General features: G+C 73.2%; 14 protein-coding genes. 5 read left to right on the forward strand and 9 right to left on the reverse strand.

What is annotated here, in order from left to right; genetic code table 11:
* Positions 1 to 25 precede the first annotated feature (25 nt).
* From ABZ478_RS07455 to ABZ478_RS07490, 8 genes are all read right to left on the reverse strand, one after another.
* Positions 26 to 964: an LD-carboxypeptidase gene (locus ABZ478_RS07455; protein ID WP_359546190.1), complete on the reverse strand. Its 939-nt coding sequence runs from the start codon at positions 962 to 964 to the stop codon at positions 26 to 28.
* On the reverse strand, positions 961 to 2,925 hold the full coding sequence (locus tag ABZ478_RS07460; protein WP_359546191.1) for a prolyl oligopeptidase family serine peptidase: 1,965 nt from the start codon (positions 2,923 to 2,925) through the stop codon (positions 961 to 963). Before ABZ478_RS07460 ends, ABZ478_RS07455 begins: the two co-directional genes overlap by 4 nt.
* A gap of 3 nt (positions 2,926 to 2,928) precedes the next feature.
* Positions 2,929 to 4,233 (reverse strand): M20/M25/M40 family metallo-hydrolase, encoded by a 1,305-nt coding sequence (locus ABZ478_RS07465; protein ID WP_359546193.1) that lies wholly within the window; start codon positions 4,231 to 4,233, stop codon positions 2,929 to 2,931.
* The gene (locus ABZ478_RS07470) at positions 4,226 to 5,059 is read right to left on the reverse strand and encodes a M55 family metallopeptidase (RefSeq protein ID WP_359546194.1); all 834 of its coding nucleotides are present in this window, start codon (positions 5,057 to 5,059) and stop codon (positions 4,226 to 4,228) included. The genes ABZ478_RS07465 and ABZ478_RS07470 overlap by 8 nt, the downstream gene beginning before the upstream one ends.
* A gap of 75 nt (positions 5,060 to 5,134) precedes the next feature.
* Positions 5,135 to 5,854 (reverse strand): class I SAM-dependent methyltransferase, encoded by a 720-nt coding sequence (locus ABZ478_RS07475; protein ID WP_359546196.1) that lies wholly within the window; start codon positions 5,852 to 5,854, stop codon positions 5,135 to 5,137.
* Between the two features lie 139 nt (positions 5,855 to 5,993).
* Positions 5,994 to 8,471, reverse strand: coding sequence for a SpoIIE family protein phosphatase (locus tag ABZ478_RS07480; protein WP_359546198.1), 2,478 nt, complete (start codon positions 8,469 to 8,471; stop codon positions 5,994 to 5,996).
* A gap of 153 nt (positions 8,472 to 8,624) precedes the next feature.
* The gene (locus tag ABZ478_RS07485) at positions 8,625 to 11,039 is read right to left on the reverse strand and encodes an MFS transporter (protein WP_359546200.1); all 2,415 of its coding nucleotides are present in this window, start codon (positions 11,037 to 11,039) and stop codon (positions 8,625 to 8,627) included.
* Positions 11,040 to 11,212: 173 nt separating this feature from the next.
* Entirely contained in the window at positions 11,213 to 11,656 is a 444-nt protein-coding gene (locus tag ABZ478_RS07490; protein ID WP_358927777.1) for an SRPBCC family protein, read from the reverse strand.
* 135 nt (positions 11,657 to 11,791) lie between these two features.
* Between ABZ478_RS07490 and ABZ478_RS07495 the strand changes: the two genes are divergently transcribed.
* The 3 genes from ABZ478_RS07495 (at position 11,792) to ABZ478_RS07505 (ending at position 15,208) form a co-directional block, all read left to right on the forward strand.
* Complete coding sequence (locus tag ABZ478_RS07495; protein ID WP_359546201.1) at positions 11,792 to 12,832, forward strand: Rv2578c family radical SAM protein; 1,041 nt, start codon at positions 11,792 to 11,794, stop codon at positions 12,830 to 12,832.
* Positions 12,833 to 13,015: 183 nt separating this feature from the next.
* Entirely contained in the window at positions 13,016 to 14,587 is a 1,572-nt protein-coding gene (locus ABZ478_RS07500) for an alpha/beta hydrolase (RefSeq protein ID WP_359546203.1), read from the forward strand.
* Between the two features lie 96 nt (positions 14,588 to 14,683).
* On the forward strand, positions 14,684 to 15,208 hold the full coding sequence (locus tag ABZ478_RS07505) for a GNAT family N-acetyltransferase (RefSeq protein ID WP_359546205.1): 525 nt from the start codon (positions 14,684 to 14,686) through the stop codon (positions 15,206 to 15,208).
* Positions 15,209 to 15,215: 7 nt separating this feature from the next.
* Here the strand turns inward: ABZ478_RS07505 and ABZ478_RS07510 are convergent, their stop codons facing one another.
* Positions 15,216 to 15,797, reverse strand: a complete 582-nt coding sequence (locus tag ABZ478_RS07510; RefSeq protein WP_359546206.1) for an adenylosuccinate lyase — start codon at positions 15,795 to 15,797, stop codon at positions 15,216 to 15,218.
* A gap of 375 nt (positions 15,798 to 16,172) precedes the next feature.
* Between ABZ478_RS07510 and ABZ478_RS07515 the strand changes: the two genes are divergently transcribed.
* Positions 16,173 to 17,978, forward strand: a complete 1,806-nt coding sequence (locus ABZ478_RS07515) for a 3-hydroxybutyryl-CoA dehydrogenase (RefSeq protein WP_359546208.1) — start codon at positions 16,173 to 16,175, stop codon at positions 17,976 to 17,978.
* Between the two features lie 136 nt (positions 17,979 to 18,114).
* Positions 18,115 to 18,936 carry a TetR family transcriptional regulator gene (locus ABZ478_RS07520; protein ID WP_359546210.1) on the forward strand — a complete coding sequence of 274 codons (822 nt, stop codon included), beginning with the start codon at positions 18,115 to 18,117 and terminating at the stop codon, positions 18,934 to 18,936.
* Positions 18,937 to 19,052 lie beyond the last annotated feature (116 nt).

Here is a 19,052-nt window from a genome sequence, read left to right on the forward strand (position 1 = left end):
CGTGCGGGGACCGGCCGGTACCGCGTCAGCGCAGCGCCGGTTTGTCCAGCGTCAAGGTCCCCGCGCCGGCGTCGAGTTCGGCCGTCACTCCGAACGGCACCGTCAACGCTCCGTCGCAGTGCCCGAATCCGATCTCCTCGACGACCGGCACCCCGAGCCCGCCGAGCCGGTCGGCGAGGACCGCGCGGAGTTCGCCGTACGGTCCGCAGTCACGCCAGGAGCCGAGTCCGATCCCGGCGACGCCGTCGAGCCAGCCGGAGCGTATGAGCTGGGTCAGCAGCCGGTCCACGCGGTACGGCTGCTCCCCCACGTCCTCGAGCAGCAGCAGTCCGCCACGGGCGCCGGGGTGGGCCAGGGGGGTGCCGAGGTCACTGGCGAGCATGCTGAGACAGCCGCCGAGGGTCACCCCGCGGGCCCGCCCGGGCGCCAGCGCGGGGCGGCCCGAGGCGAGGGCCTGGACGGTCTCCGGTGCGAACAGGGTGGCCCGCAGATGCTCCTGCGCCCGGGCGTTCTTGATGAAGTCGACGCCCGCGGCGGCCGGCCCGTGCAGGGTGACCAGGCCGAGCCGGGTGGCGAACGCCTGGTGCAGCACGGTGATGTCACTGAAACCGACGAACACCTTCGGACCGGCCGCGCGCATCGCCTCCCAGTCGAGCAGATCGGCCATGCGCTGGGCGCCGTACCCGCCGCGGGCGCAGAGCACCGCGTCCACGGCGGGATCGCACCAGGCGTGCTGCAGGTCGGCCGCCCGGTCGGCGTCGGTGCCCGCCAAGTGACCCAGCTCCCCGTGCCGGTCCAGCACATGGGGCGCGACCACCGGGTCGAGGTCCCAGCCGCGCAGCACGTCGAGACCGGCCTGGAGCCGTTCCTCGGACACCGGCCCGCTGGGGGCGACGACGGCCACCCGCGCGCCGGGGGCCAGCCGGTCCGGCCGGCGCGGTCGGCCGGTGTGCCCGTCCCTCATGTGCCCAGCTCCAGCTTCGGCACGGCGGGGGTCGGGTCCAGCTGGAATACCTGGGCGTACAGCGAGAGTTCGGCTTCCAGGGCGCGCACCATGGTGTCGGCCCGCCGGAAGCCGTGTCCCTCCCCCTCGAAGGTGAGGTAGGCGTGCGGCACGCCCCGGCCCTCGATGCCGGCGAGCAGGCGCTCGCACTGGGCGGGCGGGCAGATCACGTCGTCCAGGCCCTGGAGCAGCAGGAACGGCGCGCTGAGCCGGTCGGCGTGCGTGGTGGGCGAACGCTCGGCGTACCGGTCGGGGACCTCGGCGAGCGGGCCGATCAGCGACTCCAGATAGCGTGACTCGAAGTCGTGGGTCTCCCCCGGTCCCCAGGTGGCGAGGTCCAGGACGGGGTAGATGATCGTGCCGCAGGCGTACACGTCCGTCCCGGTCAGGGAGGCGGCGGTGGTCCAGCCGCCCGCGCTGCCGCCCCGGATGGCGAGCCGGCCGCGGTCGGCGGTGCCCTCCTCGGCGAGGGCGAGGGCGACGGCCGCGCAGTCCTCGACGTCGACCACGCCCCACTGCTCGCGCAGCCGCTCCCGGTAGGCGCGGCCGTACCCGGTGGAGCCGCCGTAGTTGACCTCGGCCACGCCGATGCCGCGCGAGGTGAAGTAGGCGATCTCCAGGTCGAGTACGCACGGCACCCGGCCGGTGGGGCCGCCGTGCGCCCAGATGACGTACGGCGGCAGTTCGCCGTCGGGGGCGGTGCGGCCGGGGTGGTGCGGCGGGTAGACATGAGCGTGCACCTCGCGTCCGCCGGGCCCGGTGAAGACACGGGTCTCGGGCTCCGGGTAGTACGCGGGGTCCACGGCGTCCCGGTGGCGGGCGCCGATGGCCCGGGCGCGTCCGATCCGGGTGTCCAGTTCCACCACTTCGGGCCCGGTGCGCGCGCCGGCCCCGATCGCGACGACCCGTTCGCCGTGGGCCGCGAGGGTGGACCCGAACTCGGTCCACGGTCCGGCGGCGTCGACGACCTCTCCGGACTCGGGGTCCAGTATCCCGAGTACGGCGGCCCCGCGCCCGTGCACGACCGCGATCAGGCCGTTGTCCAGCGGCGCGAACCAGTTCAGGCCGAGCTTCCACAGCGGCCCGGCGAACTCCTCCTCGCGCGGGCACAGCGGGGTGCCGTCGCGGTAGAGGTTCCACCAGCCGCCGCGGTCACTGGAGTACAGCAGGGCGCCGTCGGCGGCCCAGTCCACCTGCGCGACGGACTCCTCGGGGCCGCCGGCGACCGTGCGGACCGTGTGCAGGGTGCCTTCGTCACCGACCTCGCCGACGAGCAGCTCCGTGCCGTCCCACGGCATCCGCGGATGGTCCCAGGCCAGCCAGGCGGCCCGGCGGCCGTCGGGCGAGAGCCGGGGCCCGGTCACGAACCGGTGCTTCTCCGGGACGAGTTCCCGTACGGCTGCCCGGTCCTCGGCGGCCGAGCCGTCCAGTGGTACGGCGGCCAGGACGCGCCGTACGTCGTCCGGTCCCTCCCCGGTGAACTCCTCCAGCACGCACCACACTTCGCCCCGGGCGAGGTCCACCCGCGGCTCCGCCCAGCGCAGTCCGCCCGCCACCGGTGACACAGGGGTGAGCGGGCGCGGCTCGCCGCCGGGCTCGTACCGGTACAGCCGCTGGTCGGCGAAGTTCGCGAACACCACCAGGGGCGCGCCGTCCTGGACCGTTCCGGTCCACGGCCGGCCGCCGTACTCGATGACCCGGGTGCGCACGTTCCACGGCGCGGGCAGCACCGACTCCTCGGTGCCCTCGGCCGTGCGCCGCACCAGGGCCCGGCGGCCGCCCTCGGCGGGCCGGGGCTCCGTCCACCAGACCTCGTCGCCGACGAAGCCCACCCACTCCGGCTGACCGTCGTGCGCCGCGGCCAGCGCCGCGTCGATCGGCGAGGGCCACGAACCGTACGGCTGCTTCATGTCTTCCCCCATCGTCTAGGCCGTCCGCAGGAACCGGTCGAGGACACGGACACCGAAGTGCAGCGCCTCCACGGGGACGCGCTCGTCGACGCCGTGGAAGAGCGCCTGGTAGTCGAGATCCTCGGGGAGCTTCAGCGGTGCGAAGCCGTAGCCGGTGATGCCGAGCCGCGAGAACTGCTTGGCGTCCGTGCCGCCGGACATGCAGTACGGCACCACGTGCCCCTCGGGCGCGAACTCCTCGACGGCCGCCCGCATCTTCGCGTAGGTGGGCGAGTCCAGGGGGGCCTGCAGGGCGACCTCGTGGTGGGCGAACTCCCAGTCCACGTCCGGCCCGGTGAGCCGGTCGAGGGTGGCGCGGAACTCCTCCTCGCCGCCCGCGAGATACCGTCCGTCCACGTAGGCCACCGCCTCGCCCGGGATGACGTTGACCTTGTAACCGGCGTCGAGCATCGTCGGGTTGGCGCTGTTGCGGACGGTGGACTCGACCAGCTTGGCGGCCGGGCCCAGCTTCTTCAGCAGCCCGTCCACGTCCTCGAAGTCGGCGTCGACGCCGTACAGGGCGGCGAGTTCGCCGAGCGCGGCCCGCACGGTCGGGGTGAGCCTGAGCGGCCACTCGTGCTCGCCGATGCGGGTGACGGCGGCGGCGAGCCGGGTGACCGCGTTCTCCTTGTTCACCTTGGAGCCGTGTCCGGCCCGGCCGCGCGCGGTCAGCTTCAGCCAGCCGGTGCCCCGCTCCCCCGCGGCGATCGGGTAGAGCTGCCGCCCGGAGCCGTCGTGGAAGGTGAAGGCGCCCGACTCGCTGACGCCCTCGGTGCAGCCCTCGAACAGCTCCGGGTGCTCGTCGGCGAGGAACCCGGAGCCGTCCTCGGCGCTGGCCTCCTCGTCGGCGGTGAACGCGACGACGACGTCCCGGCGGGGCCGTACGCCCTGCCGGGCCCAGGAGCGGACGACCGCGAGGATCATCGCGTCCATGTTCTTCATGTCGACGGCGCCGCGCCCCCACACCACGCCGTCGCGGATCTCACCCGAGAACGGGTCGACGCTCCAGTCGGCGGCCTCGGCCGGCACCACGTCGAGGTGGCCGTGCACCAGCAGCGCGTCGGCGGACGGGTCGGTGCCCGCGATCCGGGCGACCACATTGGTCCGTCCCCGGGTCCGCTCCAGCATCAGGGGTTCAAGGCCCGCCCCGGCCAGCCGCTCGGCCGCGTACTCGGCCGCCGGCCGCTCCTGGCAGTCGCCGCCGCCCCGGTTGGTGGTGTCGATGCGGATCAGGCCGGAGGTGAACTCCACCACCTCGTCCAGGGCCTGCTGGTCAGCCATACTGCTCCTCCACTGCGGCCGAGACGATCGTGGTGACCGCCTTGAAGGTACGGATTCCCTCGTACATGGTGTCGCTGGTGTACGCCACCTTGCGCTCGCCGACGCGTGTCACGCCGGGCACGACGGTCGCGGCCATCGCCAGGTGCTCGGCGTCGAACTCGACGGCGACCGTGAACGGGCCGCCGGGCACCGGCTCGTACCGGACGGCGAGCCGTGCGGCCTCCTTGGCCGCGGCGCGGATGTCGGTGGCGGTGCGGGCCGGAGTACGGCAGACCGCCGCGTACCGGGACACATGGTCCTTGACCGCGACCTTCGGCGCCTCGGGCGCGTACCCGAGGGCGTCCTCGCAGGCCAGGTCGTCGCCGGTGACGAGCACGACGGGGACGCCGTACTCGGCGACGACGTGCGCGTTGAGCAGACCCTCGCTCGCGCGGACGTCGTTCACCCACACCCCGGTGATCTGGTTCGCGAGGTAGGTGTGGGCGAGGACGCCCTCCATGCCGGCGCCCGCGTGGTAGCCGATGAACGCGATGCCGTCGACGTCGCCGTGCTGGACGCCCTCCACCATGGAGAGCGACTTGTGCCGCCCGGTGAGCATCTCGACCCGCTCGTCGAGTTGCTCCAGGAGCAGGTTGCGCATGGTCCAGTGGGCCTCGTTGACGAGCACCTGGTCGGCGCCGCCGTCGAAGAAGCCGAGCACGGCGGCGTTCACGTCGGAGGTGAACATGGACCGGCACCGCTCCCACTGCGGCGTCCCCGGGAGCACGTCGGCCGGCCAGGTGACGCCGGTGGCACCCTCCATGTCCGCACTGATGAGGATCTTCATGCACCGCACGTTACGCGGTGCCCCGGGGCGGCGGCTACGACCCCCGTGCGCAGGACCGCCGGCCCCGGGACCTCGTCACTTGCCGGCCAGCACGAACCAGCGGGCGGGCAGGTCGATGCGGGTGCCGTCGGCCAGATGCTCGGTCTGCGGCACGGTGGTCTCACCGGTGGCCAGGATCTCGAGGCCGGCCTCGGCGAGCAGGCGCGGGATCTCCTCGTCGTCGGCGTCGGCGGGCTTGAGGCCGTGGTGGAAGACCCGGCGCAGCTTGGGCCCCGGCCCCTCGGGCCCGCCGGCGGCCAGCTTCAGGACATCGCGGGAGCCGGACGTCAGCTCGACGACGAACGCGCGTCCGTCGGTGCCGAGGAGCTCGGCGACCGCGGCGGCCACCGCGGCGCGGGCGTGCGGCTCGCTCTGGTGGATGACGGCGCGCATGTAGACGTTGCTGTCGCCGAGCCGCTCGTGCAGCTCCCGTACGGCGCCGGTGTCCGTCAGGTCGAGCTGCTGGAACTCGACCGGGCCGCCGTTCGTGGCGCGCCGGGCGTGCTCGACGGCGGCGTGCGAGAGGTCGACGCCGACGGCGCGGGCGAACCGGGTGGCGAGGAAGCGGGTCTGGGTGCCGTTGCCGCAGCCGAGGTCCACTATGGCGCGCCCGGTGTCCGCGAACGGCAGAAGCAGCGCGCTGTGCGGCTCGGCACTCAGGGACGGGTCGGAGTCCCAGATCGCCTCTCCCGTCCCGTCGGCGGTCTCCCGCCAGTAACTCTCCCAGGAATTTCGGTAGTTGTCCGAGACGTTCATGGCGATCTCCCCACGGTCGGTTGCGTGATCGGGATATCGCGACCGCCGTGTGCGGGGCAAGGGGCCGGAGGTCACCTTTACCGGATGTACGGACCGCGGCCATCGCCGGGGGCGCTCGGAGCGGACGGCGCGCCCCTGCTCATCGCCCTTCGGTGAGGCCCTGTTCGAACCAGACGGTCTTGCGGTGGCCGGTGGCGCTGGCGCCCCACTCGCGGGCGAGTCTGCTGACCACCCGCAGACCGCGCCCGGCCTCGTCGTACGGTCCCGCGGCGAGCATGCTGGGCAGGGCGGGCTCGTCGTCCGTGACCTCGAACAGCAGCGCGTCGGTGCGGACCACACGGAGCCCGACCCGCCCGCCACCGCCGTGCCGTACGGCGTTGGTGACGGCCTCGCTGACCAGCAGTCGCGCCGTCTCCACGGCCTGCGGCAGATCCCACTCCAGCAGCCGGTCGCGGACCAGGCCCCGGGCCCGGGCGACCTCGCGCGGGTCCGCGTCGAAGTGCCATTCGGCGACGTGGTCGCCGGGGATGCCGTTGAGCCGGGCCATGAGCAGGGCGACGTCGTCCTTGCGGCCGCCATGGGTGTTGAGGGCCCGGATGATGGTGTCGCAGGCGTCGTCCATCGAGGCCGCGGGATGGGCGGCGGACTCGCAGAGCGCGGCCAGGCCCTCGCCGATGTCGGAGCCGCGCACCTCGACCAGGCCGTCGGTGCACAGCACCAGCCGGTCGCCGGGCGCGACCCGGACGACGGTGGCCTCGAAGGGGACACCGCCCACGCCTATGGGCGCGCCGGTCGGCAGGTCGAGCAGTTCGCTGCGGCCGTTCTCGGCCCGCACCAGCACGGGCGGGATGTGCCCGGCGTTGGCGAGGTGCAGTTCGCCGCGGATCGGGTCGTAGACCGCGTAGAGGCAGGTGGCGAGGTAGTTCTCGCCGAGCCGGCGGGCGAGGTCGTCGAGGTTGCGCAGCAGTTGGGCGGGCGGGGTCTCCATGGTGGCCATGGTCTGTACGGCCGTGCGCAACTGCCCCATCATGGCGGCCGAGTTCAGCCCGTGGCCCATGACGTCGCCGACCACGAGGGCGGTGCGGGAGCCGGGCAGCTTGATGGTGTCGAACCAGTCACCGCCGATCCGGCCGAGCCGGGTGCCGGGCAGGTAGCGGGTCGCCACGTCGCAGCCGGCCATCCGCGGGGTGACCTGCGGCAGCATGCTGTCCTGCAGGGTGTCGGCGACGTTCTCCTGGTACGTGTACATACGGGCGTTGTCGAGCACCAGGCCGGCTCGGGCGGCCAGTTCGGCGCCCGTGGTGCGGTCCATGTCGTCGAACGCGGCGCGGTCCGGGCGGCGCATCAGCACCATGAAGCCGAGGACGACGTTGCGCGCCTTGAGCGGCACGATCAGCAGGGAGCGGCCGCCGATGAGCGGCCTGAGGTCGCGCTTCTCGAACTCGCCGGAGATACGGCTGGACAGCTCCTCGGTGACCCTCGGGATCAGCACCGGCTCGCCCGTCACCATGCACTTGTAGAACGGGGTGTGCTCGGGGAAGGCGAACGTCTCGCCGACCGGCACGGTGTCGTCCCAGCGGCCCGGTTCGTCGTTGTGCTCGACCCAGACCCGGTGCATCACCGTGCTCGCGTCCGGCGGGCCGTCCGGGAAGCCCTCGCCGGCGAGCACCGCCGAACGCAGATGGGTGCCGGCGAAGTCCGCGAAGCGGGGCACGGCGGCGCTGGTGACCTCGCGGATGGTCTCGCCGAGGTCGAGCGAGGTGCCGATGCCGGAGCTGACCTCGTTGAGGAACTCCAGCCGCTCGCGCACAGCGGCGTACTCCAGGTCCCGTTCGGCTCCGGCCGGGATCACGGGCGCGGTCCGCTGCTGCGGTACGACGGCCTCGGCGCGGCTGCGGCCGGGGCGGCGCGGCACACCCCAGTACGGGGTGACGGGCACCCGGTCGAACTGGCTGAACTCCAGGACAGGATAGCCGAGTTCGAGAATCTGGGAGACGATGCGGCCGCTGAGGTCGGGGCCCATGCTGGGCAGGATCTCGGGGAGCCGCCGCTCGAGTTCGTCGGAGGCGGGCAGTTCGGTGTGGCGGGCGAAACCGGGCGAGATGTGCTCGGCCGTCTCGTCGTCGTAGCCGCGCTCCTCGCGCAGCCGGGCGGCGTCGGCGGCGAGCACCAGCAGCCGGAACGGGCCGGGGCCGACCAGCGGGTAGGCCCACCAGAGCACGTCGATCCGCTCGCCGTCGGCCGCCCCGGCACCGGAACTCGCGCCCCTGTGCGGGAACTGGCGGGCCCGGCCGGCCGCCGGGTAGGCGGTGCGCCCGCCGAGCGAGGACTCCAGGTCGGGGCCGAGGCCGTCGTACGTGTCGTAGGGGTCGTAGGCGTCCGGCGCCACGTCGCCGTGCGGGTCGTCGGAGAGCGCGCCGGAGACCGGCAGCAGATCCACCGCGGGGCGCCCTACCGCGTTCTCCCGGCCGACACCGAACAGGCGGCACGCGCCACTGCTCCAGTGGGACACCAGGCCGTCGCGGTCGACGACCACCACGGCAAGCGGAATCCGGCCCGCCGCGGCGTCGCCGGCGCCGCGGCCGGGAGGTGTGTCCCGCTCGCTGCCATGGTCCATGGCCCCGGCCCTCTCTCCCCACGGCTGTTCGCAAACGATCTGTGCCGCCCGCCACTACGGTACGGCGGCGGCCGGTCGCGATGTGCGGCAATCCGGGAATTGATGTCGCCGGACCGCCCCGGCGCGCAGCTCAGCGCCCTGCGTGCGCCCCCGTCAGTCCTCGTGGCCCAGTTGGAGATCCCGCTCCGTGCGGCCGCCGCCGGCGACCTGCAGGACGGTCGCGACCGGCGGGTAACCCGCGGCGATGACCGTGTACTCGCCGGAGGACAGGTCCACGAACCGGAACGCTCCGTCGGCTCCGGTGGTGAGGGTGTCCACCACGTTCCCGGCGGCGTCGAGGAGCGTGACGCGGGCGTCCTCCACCGGACGGCCGCCGCTCGCCCGGACGGTGCCCCGCAGCACGGCGCCGCCCGCGAGTTCGACGTCCTGCCGGGTCTCGCGGGCGGCCTGCACGGTTACCGGGAGCGCGGCGGGCCGGAAGGCGGGCGCGCTGGCGGCGAGGGTGTACTCGCCCGCCACCAGCTCGGTGATGACGTAACCGCCCTCACGGCCGCTACGGGTGCTGGCGACGACCTCGCCGTGCACGTTGGTGAGGGTGACGGTGGCGTCCCGGACGGGGCTGCCGTCGGCGGTGAGCACGCTGCCCGCGAGGCGTCCTGCGCCGCCGAGGACGACGTCGAGTTCGACGGGCCGTTCGCCGACGGTGACGGAGACGGCCTGCGGCTGGTGGCCGCCCGCGGCGGCGATCAGCACGTACGAGCCGACGCCGGGCGTGGCGAGGGCGTAGCGCCCGTCGTCACCGCTCGCACCGCGCCCGATCTGCCGGCCGGCGACGTCGATGAGGGTGAGGGCCGCGCGGGGCACCACGGTCCCGTCGGGATGCTGCACCGTGCCGCAGACGGGCACTCCGGCGGCGTACGGCGAGCGGGACGCCGCGGCCGGGGGCTGCTGGTGGCGGGCCTGCGGGATGGGGGTGGTCGGGGACGCGGGCCCGGTTTCGGCGGCGTTGTGGGACACCAGCGGTTTCTCCTTGAGGAAGAAGGCCATGAGCAGGCCGAGGACGAGCACCGGGACCAGGTAGAGGAAGATCCGGGGCATCGCGTCGGCGTAGGCGCGGATGTAGGCGTCGCGCAGCGCCGGTGGCAGCGCGTGCACGAGCTGCGGGGTCAGGGACTCGGGGTCGGGCAGTCCGGCGCCCGCGCGCGGCGGCAGTTCGCGCCGCAGGGCGTCGGTGAGCCTGCCGGCGAAGAGCGTGCCGAAGACGGCGGCGCCGACGCTGCCGCCGATCTGCCGGAAGTAGTTGTTGGCGCTGGTGGCGGTGCCGAGGTCGGCGGGGCGCACGGAGTTCTGCACCGCGAGCACCAGGACCGGCATCACCAGGCCGATACCGGCGCCGAGGACGGCCATCCAGACGCTGTAGTACAGCCGGGGCGTGTCCACCTCGAGCCGGGACAGCAGCCACATGCCGACGGCGGACAGGGCGCCGCCGAGGACGGGGTAGAGCTTGTACCGCCCGGTGTGGCTGATGAGCTGCCCGCCGATGATCGAGGCGCCGACGATGCCGGCCATCATGGGCAGCATCAGCAGCCCGGACTCGGTGGCGCTGGCCCCGTCGACCATCTGCAGGAAGGTGGGCAGATAGCTGGCGGCGCCGAACAGCGCCACACCGATCACCAGGCCGACCAGGCCGGTGATGTTGAAGACGGAGTCCCGGAACAGGCGCAGCGGGATGAGGGGTTCGGCGGCGAAGTGCTCGGCGACGAGGAAGAGGACGGTGGCGGCGAGGGCACCCGCGCCGAGGCCGAGGATCTCCCGTGAGCCCCAGGCGTACTCGGTGCCGCCCCAACTGGTGAGCAGCACCAGGCAGGTGGAGGCGGCGGCGAGCAGCAGCGCGCCGGGCACGTCGAGGCGGGCGCGGACACGGGGCCTGGGGAGTTTGAGGACGGCGCTGACCACGGCGAGGGTGAGCAGGCCGAAGGGGACGTTGATGTAGAAGCACCAGCGCCAGGAGAGATGGTCGGTGAAGTAGCCGCCGAGCAGTGGGCCGGCGACGGAGGCGACACCGAACGCGGCGCCGATCAGGCCCATGTAGCGGCCGCGCTGCCGGGGCGGCACGATGTCGGCGATGATCGCCTGCACCCCGATCATCAGCCCGCCCGCGCCGACGCCCTGCACGGCGCGGAAGGCGATGAGCTGGTCCATGGTCTGCGCCCGCCCGGCGAGCGCGGATCCGGCCACGAAGACCAGGATGGCGAACTGGAAGACGCCCTTGCGGCCGAAGAGGTCGCCGAGCTTGCCGTACAGCGGCAGTCCGATGGTGGCGGTGAGCAGATAGGCGGTGATCGCCCAGGACATCTTGTCCAGGCCGTGCAGCTCACCGACGATCTTCGGCAGCGCGGTGGCGACGATCATCTGCTCCAGCGCCGCGAGCAGCAGCGCCAGCATCAGGCCGAGGAAGACCAGCCGCACCTGTCGGGCGCCGAGTTCGGCGGCCTGGGGTGGTGGGGGCGCGGGTGTCCCGGGGGGTGCCGCGACCGGCTCGTCCCGCACCAGAGTCGTCCCGCCCACGTACCGCTCCCCTCGTCGCACCTGTCACACAATCGCCGTGCAAGACGACAACTGCGGACAAGTACGGCGAGTTACGGCGCAAGCTCGGACGGGATGCGAATCCACTCGAACCGGTGAGGGACACAACACCCGGTCGGCCAACGGCGTTTGGGGTCAGCCACGGACGCGCCCGGTCACTTCTCCACTTCGCGCGCCAGGTTGGCGAGGACGGCGTCGTAGATCCGGCCGAGGCCCTTGGGCGCGAAGGTGCGCTCGAAGAAGCCGCCGATGCCGCCCGCGCCCTGCCAGGTGGTGGTGACGACGACCCGGGAGCCGCCCTCGCCTGCGGGGGTGACGCGCCAGGTGGTGACCATGGAGGAGTTGCGGTCCTTCTCGACCAGCTCGCCGTCGGTGGGCTCGCTGACCTCCAGCAGGCAGTCGCGCACCCGCTTGCTGGTGGCCTGGAGCTTCCAGTGCACGAGGGTGCCCTCCCCGTCGCCGCCCTCGCGCACCTCGTACTCGCTGAAGTGCTCGGGCAGCAGCCGCTGCCGTGTGCCGCTGTAGTCGGCGAGGGCGTCGAACACCTTCTCCGCGTCCGCCGCGACGACCCGCTCCGTAGTGGCCTCGACCTGCGCCATTGCGTTCCTCCAGGACCTGTTTTCTCGAAGTGGGAGCAAGCCAACCACCCCGGTGCCCGGCCGCCCAAATCGGGGGTCGCACGATCATGGGAACAGATGTTCTATTCTGTGCGGCAGTGCTACCGAGGAGGCCTCATGCGCTGGGAGAACCTCACAGACGAGCCCGAACACCGCCGGGCCGACCCCGCCCTGTTCGGCGCGGACGCGGTGACCACCCGCACCTTCGACACGCCCGAGTTCGCAGGGATGACGTTCCACGAGGTCCGGGCGCGTTCGATCCTGAACCGGGTGCCGGGCGCCTCCCGGATGCCGTTCGAGTGGACGGTGAACCCGTACCGCGGCTGCACGCACGCGTGCGTCTACTGCTTCGCCCGCAAGACGCACGGCTACCTGGACCTCGACACGGGCATCGGCTTCGACACCCAGATCGTGGTGAAGGTGAACGCTCCCGAGCTGCTGCGCCGTCAGCTCGCCTCCCGCCGCTGGCAGGGCGACCACGTGGCGATGGGCACCAACGTCGACTGCTACCAGCGCGCCGAGGGCCGCTACCGGCTGATGCCGGGCATCATCTCGGCCCTCACCGAGCACGCCAACCCGTTCTCGATCCTGACCAAGGGCACCCTGATCCTGCGCGACCTGGAGTTGCTGACCCGGGCCGCCCGGGTGACGGACGTCGGCATCTCGGTCTCGGTGGGCTTCACCGACACCGGGCTGTGGCGCACCGTGGAGCCGGGCACGCCCGCGCCCGAGCGCCGGCTGGACGTGGTCCGCGTCCTCGGCGAGCACGGCATCGGCTGCGCGGTTCTGATGGCACCGGTCATCCCCTTCCTGAGCGACCACCCGGACCGGCTCCGCGAGACGGTGCGGGCGATCGCGGCGGCCGGGGCCACCTCGGTCACGCCCCTGGTGCTGCATCTGCGGCCCGGCGCGCGGGAGTGGTTCATGGCCTGGCTGGGACAGCACCACCCGCACCTGGTACGCCGCTACGAGCGGCTGTACGCGGAGGGCGCCTACGCGCCCAAGTGGTACCAGCGCCGCGTCACCCGCCAGGTGCACGACCTCGCCCAGGAGTACGGCATCGGCCCCACGCGCGCGGGCGCGGCCCGGCGGATCCGCCCGGCCGAGGCGGCCGAGGCGCCCGCCCCCGCGGAGCCGACCCAGCTCACCCTCCTCTGAGGGGGTCGGACTCCGGAAGGGCTGGACTCCAGGAGCGTCGGACTCCGGGAGCGTTGGAGGGCATCCCTCGGCCCAATTGGGTCAAGTATCGACAGAACGGGTTCCGCGGGGCGTCGATTCCGGGACGATCCGGCGAGGACCGTGATCACACGGTTCGCGTCACCCTCCGTCCCGGGAGGACCCATGAGGACACGCGCAGCCGTGCTGTGCGCAGCCGCCGCCATGGTGGCGGGCTCGGTCACGGCCGTTCCCGCCCAGGCGGCCCCCACCGCTCCGGCGCCGAAGCTCAGCTGGAAGAAGTGCGGCACCGACGACTACCCGGCCCTGCAGTGCGCGACGCTGAAGGTGCCGCTGGACCACGCGCGGCCGTCCGGCCGGCAGATCACGCTCGCCCTGTCCCGCGTCCCGCACACCGCCCCGACCTCCCAGGGCCCGCTGCTGGTCAACCCCGGCGGACCCGGCGGCAGCGGTCTCAGACTCGCCGGCTACGTCGCGTCGGCGCTGCCGAAGTCGGTGGCGGCCCGGTACGACGTCATCGGCTTCGACCCGCGGGGTGTCGGGAAGAGCACGCCCGCGCTGGACTGCTCGAACGGCCGCTTCGCGCCGGTGCGGCCCGACACCGTGCCCGCCACACCCGCGCTGGAGCGGACGAACCTGGAGCGTGCCCGGTCCTTCGCCGCCGCCTGCGGCCGCAAGTACGCGGACGTGCTGCCGTACATCGACACCGTCGACGCCGTCCGTGACATGGACGCCGTCCGCCGGGCCCTGGGCGCGCCGCGCATCAGCTACTTCGGGTACTCGTACGGCACTTACCTGGGCGCGGTGTACGCCAAGCTCTACCCCGAGCGGGTGCGGCGCCTGGTGCTGGACTCGGTCGTGGATCCGACGGGCGTCTGGTACGAGGACAACGTCGGCCAGGACTACGCCTTCGACACCCGCCACCGGGCCCTGATGGCCTGGACCGCCCGGCACGACGCCACGTACCGGCTGGGCAAGGACCCCGCGAAGGTCGAGGCCAAGTGGTACGCGATGCGCGCGGCCCTGGCGAAGAAGCCGGCCGGCGGCAAGGTGGGCGCCGCCGAACTGGAGGACGCCTTCATCCCCGGCGGCTACTACAACGGCTACTGGCCGCACCTCGCGGCGGCGTTCGCGGCCTATGTGAACGAGGGCAGGACCGGGCCGCTGGTGAAGGCGTACCAGGACTACGGCGCCGTGGACGGCCCGGGCGACAACGGGTACAGCGTCTACGCGGCGGTGCAGTGCCGTGACGTCTCCTGGCCGCGCGACTGGAACCGCTGGCGGACGGAGACCTGGGGGGTGTACGCGAAGGCGCCCTTCATGGCCTGGAACAACGCCTGGTACAACGCACCGTGCGCGTTCTGGCCGACCGGGTCCAAGCGGCCGGTGGACGTCGCCAACACGAAGCTGCCGCCGGCGCTGCTGTTCCAGGCGACCGACGACGCGGCGACGCCGTACGCGGGCGGGGTGGCGGCCCACCGGCTGCTGGCCGGCTCCCGCCTGGTGGTCGAGGAGGGCGGCGGCAACCACGGCATCAGCCTCAGCGGCAACGCGTGCCTGGACCGGTACCTGGCCGACTACCTGTCCGACGGCAGGCTCCCGCGCCAGGGCGGCACGGCGGGTACGGCCGACGCGGTGTGCGAGAGGACGCCCGACCCCGAGCCCCCGGCGGACAAGGCGGCCCCGACGGCCTCGCGCGGCGCGGACCTGCACCGCCTGCTGGGCTTCCGCGGCTAGGCCGCACGATCGGCTCGGCCCGGCCCCGCGCGGGGCCGGGCCGAGCCGCCGGAAATTCACGGGCGCCGGGCGGAGCGGGCTCCTTAGGGTGCGGTCATGGACGACCCCTCCCTCCGCATCCGCCCGATGACCCTCGACGACTGCGACCGTGTCTCGGAGATCCGTGTCCGGGGCTGGCGGCACGCCTACCGCGGGCTCATGCCGCAGCCGTATCTCGACGCGCTCAGCGTGGCGCGGGACGCCGAGCGGCGACGGACCTGGTTCGCGCAGGGGAACGGCGCCGTGGTGAACCTGGTCGCCGAGCGGGGCGGCGAGGTGGTCGGCTGGGCGGCGTACGGGCCGTACCGCGACGGTGAAGTACGCACCGCGGACGCCGAGTTGTACGCCATCTACCTCGACCCGGACCATCTCGGGACCGGAGTGGGGCGGGCGCTGCTGGCGGAGTCGGCCGAGCGGTGCGCCGGGTACCCGCGCATGTTCCTGTGGGTGCTGAAGGAGAACACGCGCGCCCGCCGCTTCTACGAGCGGGCCGGGTTCCGCTGGGACGGCGCCGAGGAACCCTTCGAGGCGGGCGGCGAACTCGTGCCCGAGGTGCGGTACGCCCGGACGCTGGGCGGCTGACCCGGCGTCACTTCCGGCCCTGGCGCGGGATGCGCGCCAGCGCGCGTACCGCCGCCTCGGCGAGGGCCGGGTGCGCCAGTGCCTCGCCCAGCACCCGCCGGGCGCGGGCGTCGCCGAGGGCGCCGAGCCCGTCCACGCAGGCGAGGGCCACCCGCCGGTAGGGGTCGTGCGGGCGCAGCCGGCGCTCCAGGGTGGTGATCAGCGCGGGTACGGACTCCGGGGCGCGCAGCTCGACCAGGAGCCGTACCGGGTGCAGGGCGTAGGCGACGCGCAGTTCGTTGGTGGCGAGGGCCGCCGCGGCGCGGGCCGTACGGGGGTCGCCGAGCCGGGCGAGGGCGTGGGCGGCGGAGGCGCAGCGGGGCGGGTCGCGGTGGTTGAGCAGCAGCACGAGCGCTTCGAAGGCGCGCCGGTCGCCGGCCCGGCCCAGCCGGAACGCGGCCAGTTCCCGGGCCCACAGGGGCTGTCCGGGCGCGGTGAGCACCCCGGCCAGTTCGTCTTGGTCCCCGGTCGTCAGCAGCCGCTCGTAACCGGGCGAGCCGTGCGACTCCTGCCGTAAGCGTTCCGTGAGCGATCGCAACTCTTCGTCCACGGGGCCAGCGTAGGCCGGTCGCCGGTGCGGAGGGAGCTACATCACAAAGTCGGCTCCGGCGTGGGGCTGGCGCGCTCGTTACCGGCCGGTTAAGCTCAGACGAGCGAGTTACCCACTCGCAGTTCGCTCACGACGGTTTGGTGACGCAGCCGTCGTGCGCCGGTCGGTTCGGTACCTCGGTACCGCAGTACGACCCGGCTTCGGGACAGAGCCGGTCGGATTCCGCCGTTCCCGGGCGTGTGCACGCCCGCGGTACCGGCACCGGGCGTGTGCGCCAGCAGCCCGGCAACACCCGCACTCCTCTCCGCCCCGGTGTGCGCCTTCGGGCGCACCCGGCGCGTTCCCAGTCGTCACCCTCATTCCTGGAGTCCCGCGATGGCCACTCCCCTGTCCGACACCCCTCTGTCCCCGCTCAAGACGATCGCCGTCGTCGGCCTCGGCACCATGGGCACCGGCATCACCGAGGTCCTCGCCAAGGCGGGCCGCGAGGTGATCGGCATCGACGTCGCCGAGGCCCAGACCGCACGGGCGCTCGCCGCCCTGGAGGCCGCCACCGCCCGCGCCGTCGAGCGCGGCCGGCTGACCGAGCAGGACCGCGCCGGCGTCCTGGCCCGGGTCCGCCTCTCCACCGACCTGCGCGCGGCGGCCGACGCCGACCTGGTCATCGAGGTGGTCCCGGAGTCGTACGAGATCAAGCACCAGATCTTCCGTGAGCTGGACGGCATCGTGCGTCCGGAGACCATCCTGGCGACCGGCACCAACGCGCTGTCCGTGACCCGTCTCGCCGCGGACTCCGCGCGCCCCGAGCGGGTGATGGGCCTGCACTTCTTCAACCCGGCCCCGGCGATGAAGCTGGTCGAGGTCGTCTCCTCGGTGCTGACCGCGCCGGCCGCGGTCGCCGCGGTCACGGATCTCGCGATCGAGCTGGGCAAGGAGCCGGTCGCGGTCGGCGACCGCCCCGGGTTCGTCGCGGACGGGCTGCTGTTCGGCTACCTCAACCAGGCCGCCGCCATGTACGAGGCGAAGTACGCCTCCCGCGAGGACATCGACGCCGCGATGCGGCTCGGCTGCGGCCTGCCCATGGGCCCGCTGGCCCTGCTGGACCTGATCGGCATCGACACCGCGCGCACCGTCCTGGACGCCATGTACGCCGAGTCCCGCGACCGGCTGCACGCCCCCGCCCCGATCCTCAAGCAGCTCAGCGAGGCGGGCCTGACCGGCCGCAAGTCCGGGCGCGGCTTCTACACCTACGAGGCGCCGGGCAGCGCGACGGTCGTGCCGGACCCGCTGACGCCGGCCGCCGGCGCCGACGGGGCCCAGGGGCGTCCGGTCCGGTCCGTCGGTGTCGCGGGCTCGGGCACCATGGCCTCCGGCATCGCCGAGGTCTTCGCCAAGGCCGGCTACGAGGTCGTCCTCGCCGCCCGCAGCGAGGAGAAGGCGCTGACGGCCAAGGCCCGTATCGGCAAGTCGCTTTCGCGTTCTGTCGACAAGGGGCGGATGACCGCCGAGGCGGCCGCCGAGACCCTGGGCCGGATCACCCCGGCGGGCTCCTACGACGCCTTCGCCGACGTCGACCTGGCGGTCGAGGCGGTGGCCGAGGACCTGGAGGTCAAGCGGCAGCTCTTCGCGGCGCTGGACAAGGTCTGCAAGCCGGGCGCGGTGCTGGCCACCACCACCTCCTCGCTGCCCGTCGTCGCCTGCGCCCGTGCCACCTCGCGCCCGCAGGACGTGATCGGCATGCACTTCTTCAACCCGGCCCCGGCGATGAAGCTGGTGGAGGTCGTGCGCACGGTCCTGACGGCCGACGACGTGCACGCCACCGTCCGCGAGGTCTGCGGGCGGATCAGGAAGCACGCCGTGGACTGCGGCGACCGGGCCGGCTTCATCGTGAACGCGCTGCTGTTCCCGTACCTCAACAACGCGATCAAGATGGTCCAGGAGCACTACGCGACGCTGGACGACATCGACGCGGCGATGAGGCTCGGCGGCGGCTACCCCATGGGCCCGTTCGAGCTGCTGGACGTGGTCGGCCTGGACGTCTCGCTGGCGATCGAGAAGGTGCTGCACCGCGAGTTCCGCGACCCGGGCCTGGCCCCGGCGCCGCTGCTGGAGCACCTGGTGGCCGCGGGCTGCCTCGGCCGCAAGACCGGCCGCGGCTTCCGCGAGTATGCCCGCCGCTGACGGCGTCGGCGACTGGTCCCGCACGGAGACGGACTGGGGCGGACTGCTCGGCCCAGCGGGAACTCCCCCGCCCCTCGCGGGCGGGGGATCCCCCGGACCTGCGCATTCTGCCGCGCACATGCAGTACGTTCGGGTCATGCCCCAGCCCGCCAAGTCCTCACGTACACCAGCCACGCCCGACGCGCCGGAAAGTGCCGCAGGCAGTCGCGCCGCCGCCCAGCGGCTGAAAATGCGCCGAGAACTGGCGGCCGCAGCGATGGAGCTGTTCGCGACCAAGGGGTACGAGGCGACCACCGTCGACGAGATCGCGGCCGCGGCCGGGGTCGCGCGCCGCACGTTCTTCCGCCACTTCCGCTCCAAGGAAGAGGCGATCTTCCCGGACCACGACGACACCCTGATCCGCGCCGAGGCGGTCCTCAACGCCGCCCCCGCGCACGAGCATCCGCTCGACACGGTGTGCCGCGGCATCAAGGAGGTCATGAGGATGTACGCGGCCCGGCCGGAGATCTCGGTCGCCCGCTACAAGCTCACGCGCGAGGTGCCCACCCTGCGCGAGGCCGAGATCGCCTCGGTGGCCCGTTACGAGCGCCTGTTCACCCGTTATCTGCTCGGCCACTTCGACGAGCACGCGCACGCCGACGACGCCAACGACGACCCGCTGCTCGCCGAGGTCGCCGCCTCCGCCGTCGTCACCGCCCACAACCACGTCCTCAGGCGCTGGCTGCGGGCCGACGGCCAGGGCGACGTGGAGGCACAGCTCGACCACGCCTTCGCCATCGTCCGCAAGACCTTCGGCACCGGCATCGGCGCCGGACGCGGCCCGGCCCCCGGACCGGCGACGACCATGGCGCCGGCGACGGTCTCCGCGCGCGGCGAGGTCCTGGTGACGGTCGCCCGCACCGACGCCCCGCTCGACGAGGTCATGCGCACCATCGAGGAGGCGCTCAAGGAGCGCTGAGGCACCGCGTGCCCTGTGAGTACGGCCACCCTTCGGGGTGGCCGTTTTGGCATGTCAGGGGCTCTTTTCGGAGAGATTTCAGAGCCCGTTCGATCGATCATCGCTCATTTGTTGCG

The organism is Streptomyces sp. NPDC005706 (genome assembly GCF_040631045.1).
GTDB lineage: Bacteria > Actinomycetota > Actinomycetes > Streptomycetales > Streptomycetaceae > Streptomyces.